The organism is Allobosea sp. Root670 (genome assembly GCF_001429415.1).
GTDB lineage: Bacteria > Pseudomonadota > Alphaproteobacteria > Rhizobiales > Beijerinckiaceae > Allobosea > Allobosea robiniae.
In genome coordinates, this window is record NZ_LMJU01000015.1 from 23,682 (window position 1) to 36,645 (window position 12,964).

The following is a 12,964-nucleotide window of genomic DNA, read 5'->3' on the forward strand; positions in this document are numbered from 1 at the left end:
ACCTGATGCGGGGACCGGGTTCATGGTGTTCCCACAACAGGAACGTACCGGCACAAAACAACGCCGGACAGGGGTTCGAACATGATGGGTCATGAGCTTCGTGAATTCGTCGATCGCGTGATGGATCGTCGCGCGATCGACGAAGAAGACGTCAAGATGCTTCAGCGCAACATCTTGAACGACGTCGTCGTCACGCGGGATATCGTCGATGTTCTGGTCGCGCTCGACCGGGCCGTGCCGCAAAGCTGCAAGGCCTATGCAGATTACCTCGTGGCGCTGGTTGTCGACTTCGCCGTCTGGGAAAACCGTCCCACCGGCGTGATCGACCGCGACAAGGCGCATTGGCTGGTGACGACGCTCTCCGCCGGCGAGGGGCCGACCGCCACCGCCCAGCGCATCGCCAACGAGATTGCCCGCGAAGCCGAGCATTGCGATGAGACGCTGCTCGCCTTCGCCTTCGCCAAGGGGGCGGCGAAGGATGTGGTTCGCTTCGGCATCGGTGCCGCGCCGCGCGTCCTGCTCGCGAGCTGAACCCGGCGCCATTCTCCGGCTTGGCTCGAGAGTCCTGGACGGGAGAAGGTAAGCGCTTCTTGCGAGAGATGCCCGGGGCAGGCCCGGGCATGACGGCGTCGGCTCGACACTTCCTTCACAAGGGCAGGATGCCGGGTCTGCGCATCCGTGCACAACGATCTGGCGGGCTGCCGACTTTCGCATCGGTGGACGGCAGTTGCGGCGTCCCATACACCCCGGCTATTGCAGTCTGGTCTGAAGCTGGGGTGGTCCGCGCATGTTCTCGAAGATCCTGATCGCGAACCGCGGCGAAATCGCCTGCCGTGTCATCAAGACGGCGCGGCGCATGGGCATCAAGACGGTCGCCGTCTATTCGGATGCGGATCGCGATGCGCTGCATGTCGAGATGGCGGATGAGGCCGTGCATATCGGCGCCGCGCCCGCAGCGCAGTCCTATCTCCTGATCGACAAGATCATCGACGCCTGCAAGGCAACCGGGGCGCAGGCCGTGCATCCGGGCTACGGCTTTCTCTCCGAGCGCGAGGCCTTCGCCCAGGCGCTCAAGGACAACGGCATCGTCTTCATCGGCCCCAATCCCGGCGCCATTGCCGCGATGGGCGACAAGATCGAATCGAAGAAGGCGGCGGCCGCCGCGAAGGTTTCGACCGTTCCGGGCTTCCTCGGCATCATCGAGAGCCCCGAGCATGCGGTGGAGATCGCCGACGAGATCGGCTATCCCGTGATGATCAAGGCCTCGGCCGGCGGCGGCGGCAAGGGCATGCGCATCGCCCATTCTTCAGGCGAGGTGGCTGAGGGTTTTGCTCGCGCCAAGTCGGAAGCGGCGTCCTCCTTCGGCGATGATCGCGTTTTCGTCGAGAAGTTCATCGTCGATCCCCGCCATATCGAAATCCAGGTCCTCGGCGACAAGCACGGCAACGTCATCTATCTCGGCGAGCGCGAATGCTCGATCCAGCGCCGCAATCAGAAGGTGCTGGAGGAGGCGCCGTCGCCGCTGCTCGACGAGGCGACCCGCCGGAAGATGGGCGAGCAGGCTGTCGCACTGGCCAAGGCGGTGAACTACGACTCCGCCGGTACGGTCGAGTTCGTCGCAGGCCAGGACAAGTCCTTCTACTTCCTGGAGATGAACACGCGCCTGCAGGTCGAGCACCCGGTGACCGAGATGATCACCGGCATCGACCTCGTCGAGCAGATGATCCGGGTCGCCTATGGCGAGAAGCTCGCGATTTCGCAGGCGGATGTGAAGCTCGACGGCTGGGCGGTGGAAAGTCGTGTCTATGCCGAGGACCCGACCCGCAACTTCCTGCCTTCGACCGGCCGGCTCGTGACCTATCGGCCGCCGAGCGAGGGGCCGGATGGCGAAGCGGTTGTGCGCAACGACACCGGCGTCTTCGAGGGCGGCGAGATCTCGATCTATTACGACCCGATGATCGCGAAGCTCGTGACCCATGCGCCGACCCGCGAGGCGGCGATCAAGGCACAGGCGCGGGCGCTCGATGCTTTCGCCATCGATGGCATCCGCCACAATATCCCCTTCGTCGCGGCGGTGATGCAGCATCCGCGCTGGATCGCCGGCAATCTCTCGACCGGATTCATCGCGGAGGAGTTTCCCGAGGGCTTCTCGCTGCCGGTGCCGCAGGGCGAAACCGCGCAGCGCATGGCGGCGATCGCGATCGCCTGCGACCACCGCATGAACCAGCGCAAGCGCCATGTCTCGGCGCAGATGGAAGGCTGGCGCAAGGTTTCCTTCGACCGTTTGCGCATCGTCCAGCTCGGCGCTGAGCGCTTCGAGGGTGAGGTGACGGAGCAGGGCGAGGCAGTCGCCATCGCCTTCGCGGGCCGCAGCGTCAGCGTCGTCAGCGAGTGGGTGCTGGGCGAGCCGGTCTGGCATGGCACGCTGGACGGGGTGAAGGTCGCGGCGCAGGTCCGGCCGATCCTGAACGGCGTCGCGCTCGGCCATGCCGGGGCCTATGCCAATGCCCATGTCTACACGCAGCGCGAGGCCGAGCTCGCCGCGCTGATGCCGGAGAAGGTCGCGGCCGATACCGGCAAGTTCCTGCTCTGCCCGATGCCGGGCCTGGTCAAGGCGATTTCGGTTGCCGTGGGCCAGGAGGTCAAGGCTGGCGAGCCGCTCGCCATGGTCGAGGCGATGAAGATGGAGAACGTGCTGCGCGCCGAGAAGGACGTCACCATCGCCAAGATCCTGGCGAAGGAAGGCGACTCGCTCGCGGTCGATGCCGTCATCATGGAATTCGCCTGAGAGCCTCCCTCCGCTATCCGGGGGACACGAAGCGGTTGAGGAGCCTGTCATGCTGACGATCTGGGGCCGTTTGAGCTCGATCAACGTCCAGAAGGTGGTCTGGGCAGCCGGGGAGGCCGGGCAGGCCTTCGAGCGGATCGATGTCGGCGGGCCGTTCGGTGGGCTCGACACGCCCGAGTTCGCGGCGATGAACCCGAACAAGCAGATCCCCGTTCTGCGTGACGGCGAGCTCGTCCTCTGGGAATCGAGCAGCATCCTGCGCTACCTCGCAGCCCGTTATGCCGCAGGCGTGCTCTGGGACGAGGATCCGGCGCGGCGGGCACTGGCCGATCGCTGGGTGGACTGGATGCAGTCCGAGCTCCAGCCGGCGCTGGCGCCGGTGCTCTGGGGCGTGGTGCGCAAGGTGCCGGCCTTCACCGATCCGAAGGCGATCGCCGATGGTGTCGCGCGGGCCGAGGCGCTGATGGCGATCCTCGAGGCGCAACTGGCGGATCGTCCCTTCCTCGCAGGCGAACGCTTCGGCATGGCCGATATCGCTGTCGGCTGCGGTGTCCATCGCTGGCTCAACATGCCGGTCGAGCGGATCGCAAGGCCGGCGGTGCAGCGCTGGTACGAGGCGCTCTTCGCAAGGCCGGCAGCGCAGGCCGCGCTGCCGTTGCCGATTACGTGAAGGCAGCGCGACGGCGCTTGATCCCGGCGCCGCCGCTGGCATGATGGCGGCATGAACGTTTTTCGGATGGTCCTGCTCCTGTGCAGCTTCGCTGCCGCGCCGGCAATCGCACAGACCTCGCCGACGCTGCGGACAGATCTCGCGGCGCTCTCCGGCTGCCTGCGTGACAGCAACGCCTCGCCTTCGATGTGCGTCGGCTCGGTGGCGGTGGCTTGTGTGCGCGCCGCCAGCAACGATCCGCGCGGGGCTGAAGCCGCCTGCGCCCGGCGCGAGGAGGCTGCCTGGCGGGAGCGCCTGACGCTTGCCCTGCAGGTGACGGGGCGAGGGCTCGATGCCGGCCAGCGCAGCCGGCTCGCGGCGCTGCAACTCGCCTGGGAAAGCTATGTCACGCAGAAATGCGCCTTCTACGGCGCGACCCAGCGGGAGGCGCTGCAAGCCGGAAGGCAGGCAGGCTGCGAATTGCGGGAGGTCGCCGGCCGGGCGATCGAACTCGCGAAAGCCCTGCCGCGGGCCGGCGCCCGACGCCCGCAAGCGCCGCCTCGGATCATTCGCTGAAGCTGCCAGCCGCTTGCGCCGGAGCGACTGCGGCGGGACCATCATGCCGATATCCTCGAATAGCGATCGCGGCTAAAGCGAGCGCAGTCGCCGCCCCGCCTCATCCTTGCGAGCCCCGATGTTCTTCGTTCTGTCCAAGGTCGTCTGGTTCGTCCTGTCGCCGGTCAATCTCGCCATCCTGCTCGCCGGGCTTTCGGGGCTGCTGGCCTTCACGCGTTTCGCGCGGCCCGCGCGCTGGATCGGGCTGATCTCCCTGATCGCGCTCGGCCTGATGGCGTTCAGCCCGCTGCCGCGCATCGTGCTCCGGCCGCTGGAGGACCGGTTTCCGCAGCAGGACGCCCGTAAGGGGCCGGTGACCGGCATCGTCGTGCTCGGCGGCGCGATCGGCGTCGCGCGGGGCGACGTCGTGATGAATTCGTCCGCTGTACGTATGACCAAGGCGGTCGAACTGGCACGTTTGCATCCGCAGGCGAAGATTGTCTTTACCGGTGGGGCCGCCAACCTGATCTCGGAAGCGACGGTGACCGAGGCCGATGGCGCGAAGCTGCTGTTCGAAGGGCTGGGGCTCGATCCCGCCCGGCTCATCCTGGAGGACAAGTCGCGCAACACGCGCGAGAACGCCGCCTTCACCCGCAGGCTCGTCGATCCGAAGCCCGGCGAACGCTGGCTGCTGGTAACCTCGGCCTGGCACATGCCGCGCTCGATCGGCGTCTTCCGCAAGGCAGGCTTCGCGGTCGAGGCCTTTCCGGTCGATTTCTGGTCGAGCGGCGAGCCTGGCGATTTCATCCGTCCCTACAGCCGTGCCCCGCGCGCGCTCGAGATCGCCGATAACGGCTTCAAGGAATGGGTCGGGCTCCTGGCCTATCGGCTCGCAGGCTATACGGACGAGCTCTTTCCGGGGCCGTAATCACGGCGTCGCCGGCAGGACCAGCCTGTAGACGCCGCGAAAGTCGTCGGGATCGACCGGGCGGCCCTTGCGGGTGATGACGAGCCGGCCTTCCTTCATCAGCTTCACGGCGACCCGGCGCACCGGCTGCATCAACGGCCCCCAGCCATCCGGGTGATCGCCGCCGAGGCCACGGGCGACATCCATCGGCGAGATCGTCAGCCCTGCCTCCCGCTGCGACAGCAGGTCGAGGATCGTGCTCTCGATCACCTCGGGTTCGATGCTCATGATTGGCCCGGATAGTTGAAGACGCGGGTCGCGTCGGAGGCGAACTGGCGCCGGTACATCGCGACCAGCACGGCGCCGGTAAAGCCGATGAAGCTGACCGGGCCGAGGAACCAGCCGAGATAGGCGAGCGCGAAGAAGAAGGCGCGCTGGCCGCGGTTGAAATGCCGGCCGGCGGCGATGTTCATCTCGGTGGTCTCATGGATCGCATGGGCCATCGTCGCCTCGTCCTTGCTGTCGAACGGGGGCAAGGCGCCGACCAGGATGACGCAGTAGTTGAACAGCCGGTAGCTCCAGGCGAACTTGAAGAAGGCGTAGCCGAAGATGCCGACGAGCCCGATGATCTTCAGTTCCCAGACGGAGCGAAGGGTCGCCGGCACGAAGGGCAGGTCGCTGAAGATGGCGACGGCGCGGTCCGTTGCGTTCAAAAGGGCGAGCGTGCCGCCGATCGCGAGCAGCGAGGTCGAGGCGAAGAAGGCGGTGCCGTTCTGCAGTCCGCCCATGACCTGGGTATCGACGATCCTGACCTCGCGGGCCGCCGACTCACGGATCCAGCGGGCGCGGCGCAGGTTCATCCGCATGTTCAGTGTCCGGGCGGCATAGGGACCCATCTCGACCACGTAGTGGTAGCCGAGCCAGGACAGGATGAAGAACGCCAGGGCGATCAGATCGAGATTGCTGAAGCCGAACATGTCGCCGCTCTGCCATTTCGCCCGGGGCTCAGGCAAGCAGCTTGTGCTCTGTGCTGCGTGGCTGCAAGGCGGCAGCATTGACGCTGCATCGGCAAGGCGCCACGGTGCGGCCGGAATCGGGGAGGCCCAAGCGTGCCGCAGACCATCACCAAGGGTTACAAGGCGCTGGTCGCGGAGGCCGAGAGCCGGATCGAGACGTTGTCGGTCGAGCAGGCGCAGGCGCTGCACGGCAGCGATGATGTGGTCTTCGTCGATCTGCGCGATCCGCGCGAGCTGGAGCGGGAAGGGCGGATGCCCGGCGCCTTCCATTGTCCGCGCGGCATGCTGGAATTCTGGATCGACCCCGAAAGCCCCTATGCCAAGCCGGTCTTCCAACAGGACAAGCGCTTCGTCTTCTTCTGCGGCGGCGGCTGGCGCTCGGCATTGGCCGCGCAGGTGGCGCAGGAGATGGGCTTGAAGCCGGTCGCGCATGTGGCCGGTGGCTTCGGCGCCTGGAAGAAGGCCGGCGCGCCGGTCGATAGCGGCCCCGCCGACAAGAAGGCTTAAGACCCGACCTTGTCCCACTACGTCATCGTTCTGCTGGTCGCGGCTTTCGTCTTCCGCAAGCCGCTGGGCAGGCTGCTCGCGCGGCGCTGGCCCAATCACGCCAAGCGCCAGCAGGTGCTCGGCACGATCATCGCGGCCTTCCTGCTGGTGATCGCGGTTCGCTTGGTGGCATTGTTCTGGTAAGGCGACGCGCAACTTCGCCTTGAATTGGGCGAAGACGCCCCGTGCAGTCATTGCATGAGAGGCGGACTTGCGCGCTGCTTAAACATCAGGCATCTTCCTTCGCCTTGGCTCCAACTCAAGAAAGGGAGGGCTGAATGAAATTCATCAACACCGCAGCCACTCCCATGCGACCAACCCGGCACTAGGTCGGTCTCGCACGAGGCCCGCCTCCGGGCTGCCTCCTGAGCCTTTTTCCAATTTTTGTCTTTCATTGCCGAAGCCGGCGCGCGTCGTCGTCTTCGCCTGATTTCGGAGTCGGCAGCCGTCCTGGCGCCGAATGACGCTATGTCTCACGATACTCAAACCGGGCGGCGCGAGCCGTTCCGGGCCGTTCTCGGCTTCACTTTCAGCCACTGGGCCCGCCAGCCCGGGCAGGTCGCCTGGGTGGCCGGCGTCACCGTCGCCGCCACGCTCGCAGAGCTGTTCACGCCGGTCTATGCCGGGCGCCTCGTCGATGCGGTGTCGAGCGGCGCGGGCGGCACGGAGGCGGCGCTGTGGGCGCTCGGCGCGATGATGGTGCTCGCCGCCATCATGGTGCTCGGGCGGCATTTCGCCTTCGTCGGGCTGACCGTGATGACGCTGCGCACGATGAGCGACGTCTCGCAGGAGGCCTTCGCACGCCTGCAGCGCTTCTCGACCGACTGGCACGCGAACAATTTCGCGGGCTCGACGGTGCGCAAGATCACGCGCGGCATGTGGGCACTCGACCTGCTGACCGATACGGTCCTGATCGCGCTCCTGCCGTCGCTGGTCATCCTGCTCGGCATGACGGCGGTGCTGGCCTGGCACTGGCCGGCGATGGGGCTCGTCGTGGCGCTCGGCGCTCTCGCCTATATCGGGCTGACGCTGGCGCTCTCGCTGCGCTTCGTCGCGCCGGCGGCACGGCTCGGCAACGCCTGGGATACGCGTCTCGGCGGCGCACTGGCCGATGCCATCACCTGCAATCCGGTGGTGAAGGCCTATGGCGGCGAGGCGCGCGAGGACCTGCGGCTCGCGACCGTCGTGTCGAAGTGGAGCCTCAGGACGAGCCGCGCCTGGATTCGCGGCACCTGGTCGGGTACCGGCCAGAACATCGTGCTGCTTTTCCTGCGCGCGGCGGTGATCGGTCTGGTGATCTGGCTCTGGGCGAACGGGCAGGCTTCGCCCGGCGACGTCGCCTTCGTGCTGACGGCCTATGCGGTGGTGCATGGCTATCTGCGCGATGTCGGCCAGCACGTCCACAACCTGCAGCGCTCGGTCAACGACATGGAGGAGCTCGTCTGGATGCACGATCTTCCCTATGGCGTGCCGGACCGGACGGGCGCGGTGGACATGGGCGTGACCGCGGGCGAGATCGCCTTCGAGGACGTGACCTTCCATTACGGGGGGCATCACGATCCGCTCTACCGCGATTTCTCGCTGACCATCCGTGGCGGCGAGAAGGTCGGCCTCGTCGGCCGCTCGGGCTCCGGCAAGACGACCTTCGTCAAGCTGGTGCAGCGTCTCTACGACGTCACCGGGGGCCGCATCGCGATCGATGGGCAGGATATCGCCGATGTCACGCAGGCGTCCTTGCGCCAGCAGATCGCGATCGTGCAGCAGGAGCCGGTGCTGTTCCACCGCTCGCTGGCGGAGAACATCGCCTATGGCCGGCCGGGCGCGAGCCAGGCGCAGGTCGAGCAGGCGGCGAAGCTCGCCAACGCGCATGAGTTCATCATGCGCCTGCCCAAGGGCTACGCCACGCTCGTCGGCGAGCGCGGCATCAAGCTCTCGGGCGGCGAGCGCCAGCGTGTCGCGCTGGCCCGCGCCTTCCTGGCCGATGCGCCGATCCTGATCCTGGACGAGGCGACCTCGAGCCTCGATTCGGAATCGGAGGCGCTGATCCAGCAGGCGATCGAACGCCTGATGGAAGGCCGCACCACGATCGTGATCGCGCATCGTCTCTCGACGGTGCGAGCCATGGACCGCATCCTGGTCTTCGATCGCGGCCAGGTGATCGAGGAAGGCCCGCACGAGGCTCTGCTGACCCGCAAGGACGGCGCCTATCGCGCGCTGTTCGAGAAGCAGGTCAGCGAGCTGGCCAAGGGACTGGCGGCATGATCGCCGCCGGTTTCCCCGAACAAGGAAAGGGCCGCGCAAGCGGCCCTTTTCGTTTGGAGTCTATTTCGGCGCTAACGCCCTTGGCCGCACGCCCTTCACCGGGCCGGGTGGCAGCGGCGCGTTCGCATCCTGATTCATGCCCTTAAGATCCAGAGTCGGCTTGGTCAGAAAACGATTCAAGTCGGCGATGTAAGTCTCTGGCAGGCCGTAATGCTTCGCCCCGGAAATGACTGATTCCATATAGCCGGGCCTGGGCCGTCCGGGATCGGCCGAGCGGCCGATATAGATCAGCGCGCGCTTGGCGCCGCCCGGTACGATCACCGGTTGGTTGAGCTTCACATAGAGCCCGCTGGCGAGTTCCTCGAACTTGTCGAGGACGCGCATCTCGCCGAGCGAGCAGTCCCAGAGCACGCCATGGACCTCCTCGCGCGGATCGCGGATCACCGAGGCATAGCCGTCGCGGGTGACGATGAAGCGGTGCCGGGGCAGGCGGGCCGGGCCGAGCGGCTGCGCCTTGGGGCAGCGCTGCGCCATCCCGACGGGGTCCATGTTGAGGCCGTAGGCGAAATAGAGGGGCATCAGGCCCTCTAACCTCACTTCGTCTTGTTGAACAGCTCCCGTCCGATCAGCATCCGCCGGATCTCGCTGGTGCCGGCGCCGATCTCGTAGAGCTTGGCGTCGCGCAGCAGGCGGCCCGTCGGGTAGTCGTTGATATAGCCGTTGCCGCCGAGGAGCTGGATCGCGTCGAGCGCGACCTGCGTCGCCTTCTCGGCCGCGATCAGGATCGCGCCGGCGGCGTCCTCGCGGGTGGTTTCGCCGCGGTCGCAGGCCTTGGCGACGGCATAGACATAGGCGCGGCAGGAGTTCATCGCGACATACATGTCGGCGACCTTGCCCTGGACGAGCTGGAACTCGCCGATCGACTGGCCGAACTGCTTGCGCTCATGGACATAGGGCATGACCACGTCGAGCGCCGCCTGCATGATGCCGAGCGGGCCTGCCGCCAGCACGACGCGCTCGTAGTCGAGGCCCGACATCAGCACGTTGACGCCGCGCCCGACCGTGCCGAGCACGTTCTCCTCCGGCACCTCGCAATCCTGGAAGACGAGCTCGCACGTGTCCGAGCCGCGCATGCCGAGCTTGTCGAGCTTCTGGTGGGTGGAGAAGCCCTTCATGCCCTTCTCGATCAGGAAGGCGGTGATGCCGCGCGGGCCGGCCTCCGGATCGGTCTTGGCGTAGACGACCAGCGTCTCGGCGATCGGGCCGTTGGTGATCCACATCTTGTTGCCGTTGAGGACGTAGCGGTCGCCCTTCCTGTCGGCGCGGGTGCGCATCGAGACGACGTCGGAGCCCGAGCCCGGTTCGGACATGGCGAGCGCGCCGACATGCTCACCCGAGATCAGCTTGGGCAGGTATTTCCGCTTCTGCGCCTCGTTGCCGTTGCGGCTGATCTGGTTGACGCAAAGATTCGAATGGGCGCCGTAGGAGAGGCCGACCGAGGCCGAAGCGCGCGAGACCTCCTCGACCGCGATGCAATGCTCGAGATAGCCCAAGCCCGTGCCGCCATGCTCCTCATCGACCGTCATGCCGTGCAGGCCGAGCGCGCCCATTTCCGGCCAGAGATCGCGCGGGAACTGATTGGTCTTGTCGATCTCCTCGGCGCGCGGGGCGATCTTCTCCTGCGCGAAGGCGAAAACGGTGTCGCGGATTGCGTCGGCGGTCTCGCCGAGGTCGAAATTGAACGGGCGCGGCGCGTTGGCAAGCATGGCTGGTCCTCCCGGCAAAGCGTTGAGAGCATCGCTCCCTTTGCCCCGTTATAGCGGCCCGCAGCAGGAGCGTCAGTGCGCAGCCGCGCCCGCCGCGTCTTGGCGTCGGCGCGGCAGAGGGCACTTGCATATCCCCTCCAGGGGGATAGGATATGCTCATGAGCCACGCGATGAACCCCGATATCCTCAACCGCCTGCGCCGGGCGCAGGGGCATCTCGGCACGGTCGTCGGCATGGTCGAGGCGGGGCGGGAGGTCCCGGACGTCGTGCAGCAGCTCCAGGCTGTCGAGAAGGCGCTGGAGAAGGTCAAGTCGCTGCTGATCTTCGACCATATCGAGCATCACCTGTTCGACCACGCGCAGGTGGCGACGCCGGAGGCGCGCCGCACGATCGAGGGCCTTAAGGCTCTGACCAAATATCTCTGAAGCCCCGGAGCGAACCGATGCCGGCTGCCAACAGCTTTCCTGCCCAGCATCAACACGTCTTTCTCGGCGGCGAGCACGAACGCCACGAGCGGCGCACCTGGCTCGTCGTCGGCCTGACCACCGTGATGATGGTGGCCGAGATCGCTGCCGGCACTGTCTTCGGCTCGATGGCGCTGGTCGCCGATGGCTGGCACATGTCGACCCATGCGGCGGCGCTCGGCATCGCGGCCTTCGCCTATCGCTTCGCGCGGCAGCATGCCCATGACCGTCGCTTCAGCTTCGGAACTGGCAAGCTCGGTGATCTCGCCGCCTTCGCCAGCGCCTTGCTATTGATGTTCATCGCGCTCGCGGTCGCAGGCGAATCGGCGCTGCGACTCTATTCGCCGATCGCGATCGATTTCACCCAGGCGACGGCGATCGCGGTGATAGGGCTCGCGGTGAACCTGGCGAGCGCCTGGCTGCTCCGGGACGGGCACGGCCATCAGCACCATGGTCATAGCCATGGCGGCACCGGGCATCATGGCCATGGGAACGTTCACGGCCATCACGACCACGGCGACCACCATCACGGCCATCATTCCCATGGCGGGCATGGCGCCGATACCAACTTGCGCGCGGCTTATATGCACGTCGTTGCCGATGCCTTTACCTCGGTTCTGGCAATCGCGGCGCTACTCGGCGGGCGGTTCTATGGCTGGGTCTGGCTCGATCCGGTGATGGGCATCGTCGGTGCCGCGGTGATTGCGCATTGGTCGATCGGGCTGCTGCGCAGCTCCGGCGCGGTGCTCCTCGACACCGTCCCGGACGAGACCCTGGCGGAGCGCATCGGCGAGCGGCTGGCCGCGGAGGGGGCCGAGGTCGCCGATCTCCATCTCTGGCAGGTCGGGCCGGGCCATCGCAGCGCCATCGTCTCGATCGTGACCGGCGAGCCCAGGCCGCCCGCGGCCTACAAGGCCCTGCTCGCCGACCTGCCGACGCTGTCCCATGTCACCATCGAGGTGAATGCGCGCCCGATCGCAGCGTGAGCGAAGCAGGACGCCGGCCGGTCAGCTTCCGATCACGCCCCTGCGCCGGAGCAGGACGAGGGTGAGCAGGGCTGCGGCGATGCAGGTCAGCGCGACGAAGACAGCGCCACCCTCCGATTCGACCCAGGGCAGGCCCTTCACATTGATGCCGAACAGGCCGGTGATGAAGGTCGCGGGCAGGAAGAGTGCCGTCAGCAGCGAGAGCACGTAGAGCTGCCGGTTGGTGCGGCTGGCCGAGCGGGCGGCGATCTCGTCCTGCAGCAGCCTGGCGCGATCCTGCACCGACTGGACATCGTGATGCAGCCCGTCGACGCGCTGGAGCAGCCGCGACGCAGCGGCCTTGACGGCATCGGGCGCGCTGCGGCCCGACTGGGTCTCGGCGAAGCGGCGGAACAGGACATGCAGGCCGCTGAGCTGGCGATGCAGCCGGACGGCGGTGCGGCGCACAGAGCCGACGCGCTGCGGCCCGTCATGCAGCCGGTCCAGCAGGATATGGTCCTCGACGCTGTCGGTCTCGTCGACGAGGCGCACCACGGCGTCGGTGACGTCGTCGATGATGTATTCGATGATCTGCTCGAACAGCTCGGCCGGGCTTCCGGCCGGATCGCCGCGATCGAGCGCCTCGGCGGTCATCCGGATCGAGTGCAGGGCCTCGCGCCGGCCGGTCAGCAGGAACCTGTCGCCGACGATCCAGCGCAATGCGCCGACCTCCTCGGACTTGTCGGCAATGTCTCGGATCAGGTCGTGCGAGACGCCCCAGGCGAGATTGGCGGAGTGGTCGAGCCGCTGGTGGGGTTCGTGCGAGAGGAAGGCTTCCTGCGTCGCGTTCGGCAGGTCCTGTTCGGCGACCCAGCTCTGCGCCCGCGTGTGGACGAGGTCGAGATGCAACCAGACGAAGCCTTCGGATGGAGCGACGTTCGGCATCTCGTCGCGGGGGACGCGGCCGGGCCGTCCGTCCTCGGCGAAGCGATAGGCCCAGATGATGCCGGATTGGGATTGGACGTCGCTGTGCATGCCGGGTTTCC

15 protein-coding genes are annotated in these 12,964 nt (G+C 66.9%); 10 read left to right on the top strand and 5 right to left on the bottom strand.

From position 1 onward, the window contains the following. Positions 1-81 precede the first annotated feature (81 nt). From ASE61_RS12540 to ASE61_RS12560, 5 genes are all read left to right on the top strand, one after another. Complete coding sequence (locus ASE61_RS12540; RefSeq protein WP_113585097.1) at positions 82-531, top strand: hypothetical protein; 450 nt, start codon at positions 82-84, stop codon at positions 529-531. Between the two features lie 256 nt (positions 532-787). Next, a complete protein-coding gene (locus tag ASE61_RS12545) occupies positions 788-2,788 on the top strand; it encodes an acetyl/propionyl/methylcrotonyl-CoA carboxylase subunit alpha (protein ID WP_061967401.1) in 2,001 nt (666 codons plus the stop codon). A gap of 49 nt (positions 2,789-2,837) precedes the next feature. Then, positions 2,838-3,458, top strand: coding sequence for a glutathione S-transferase family protein (locus ASE61_RS12550; RefSeq protein WP_061967403.1), 621 nt, complete (start codon positions 2,838-2,840; stop codon positions 3,456-3,458). Positions 3,459-3,509: 51 nt separating this feature from the next. After that, positions 3,510-4,013, top strand: coding sequence for a lysozyme inhibitor LprI family protein (locus ASE61_RS12555; protein WP_082617400.1), 504 nt, complete (start codon positions 3,510-3,512; stop codon positions 4,011-4,013). Positions 4,014-4,131: 118 nt separating this feature from the next. Next, positions 4,132-4,920, top strand: a complete 789-nt coding sequence (locus tag ASE61_RS12560) for a YdcF family protein (protein ID WP_061967406.1) — start codon at positions 4,132-4,134, stop codon at positions 4,918-4,920. Here the strand turns inward: ASE61_RS12560 and ASE61_RS12565 are convergent, their stop codons facing one another. After that, a complete protein-coding gene (locus tag ASE61_RS12565) occupies positions 4,921-5,187 on the bottom strand; it encodes a DUF3253 domain-containing protein (RefSeq protein WP_061967407.1) in 267 nt (88 codons plus the stop codon). It lies immediately after the preceding gene. Next, positions 5,184-5,876 carry a DUF599 domain-containing protein gene (locus ASE61_RS12570; RefSeq protein WP_061967409.1) on the bottom strand — a complete coding sequence of 231 codons (693 nt, stop codon included), beginning with the start codon at positions 5,874-5,876 and terminating at the stop codon, positions 5,184-5,186. The genes ASE61_RS12565 and ASE61_RS12570 overlap by 4 nt, the downstream gene beginning before the upstream one ends. A gap of 132 nt (positions 5,877-6,008) precedes the next feature. Here ASE61_RS12570 and ASE61_RS12575 point away from each other — a divergent pair, with 132 nt between their 5' ends. The 3 genes from ASE61_RS12575 to ASE61_RS12580 all read left to right on the top strand — a co-directional run bounded on the left by ASE61_RS12575 (position 6,009) and on the right by ASE61_RS12580 (position 8,723). Beyond that, positions 6,009-6,422, top strand: a complete 414-nt coding sequence (locus ASE61_RS12575; RefSeq protein ID WP_061967411.1) for a rhodanese-like domain-containing protein — start codon at positions 6,009-6,011, stop codon at positions 6,420-6,422. Between the two features lie 9 nt (positions 6,423-6,431). Then, complete coding sequence (locus ASE61_RS26470) at positions 6,432-6,605, top strand: hypothetical protein (protein ID WP_156134565.1); 174 nt, start codon at positions 6,432-6,434, stop codon at positions 6,603-6,605. A 324-nt stretch (positions 6,606-6,929) separates the two neighbouring features. Beyond that, positions 6,930-8,723 carry an ABC transporter ATP-binding protein gene (locus ASE61_RS12580; RefSeq protein WP_061967413.1) on the top strand — a complete coding sequence of 598 codons (1,794 nt, stop codon included), beginning with the start codon at positions 6,930-6,932 and terminating at the stop codon, positions 8,721-8,723. 60 nt (positions 8,724-8,783) lie between these two features. Here ASE61_RS12580 and ASE61_RS12585 read toward each other — a convergent pair whose 3' ends face one another. Both ASE61_RS12585 and ASE61_RS12590 read right to left on the bottom strand, forming a co-directional pair. Further along, the gene (locus ASE61_RS12585; RefSeq protein WP_082617401.1) at positions 8,784-9,302 is read right to left on the bottom strand and encodes a gamma-glutamylcyclotransferase family protein; all 519 of its coding nucleotides are present in this window, start codon (positions 9,300-9,302) and stop codon (positions 8,784-8,786) included. A 14-nt stretch (positions 9,303-9,316) separates the two neighbouring features. Next, positions 9,317-10,489 (bottom strand): isovaleryl-CoA dehydrogenase, encoded by a 1,173-nt coding sequence (locus ASE61_RS12590; RefSeq protein ID WP_061967414.1) that lies wholly within the window; start codon positions 10,487-10,489, stop codon positions 9,317-9,319. 158 nt (positions 10,490-10,647) lie between these two features. On the opposite strand from ASE61_RS12590, the gene ASE61_RS12595 reads away from it, so the two are divergent. Beyond that, positions 10,648-10,914 (top strand): metal-sensing transcriptional repressor, encoded by a 267-nt coding sequence (locus ASE61_RS12595; RefSeq protein WP_061968262.1) that lies wholly within the window; start codon positions 10,648-10,650, stop codon positions 10,912-10,914. Between the two features lie 17 nt (positions 10,915-10,931). Then, positions 10,932-11,939 (top strand): CDF family Co(II)/Ni(II) efflux transporter DmeF, encoded by a 1,008-nt coding sequence (gene dmeF / locus ASE61_RS12600; protein WP_061967416.1) that lies wholly within the window; start codon positions 10,932-10,934, stop codon positions 11,937-11,939. 21 nt (positions 11,940-11,960) lie between these two features. Here dmeF and ASE61_RS12605 read toward each other — a convergent pair whose 3' ends face one another. Then, on the bottom strand, positions 11,961-12,953 hold the full coding sequence (locus ASE61_RS12605) for a CorA family divalent cation transporter (RefSeq protein WP_061967417.1): 993 nt from the start codon (positions 12,951-12,953) through the stop codon (positions 11,961-11,963). Positions 12,954-12,964: the final 11 nt, after the last annotated feature.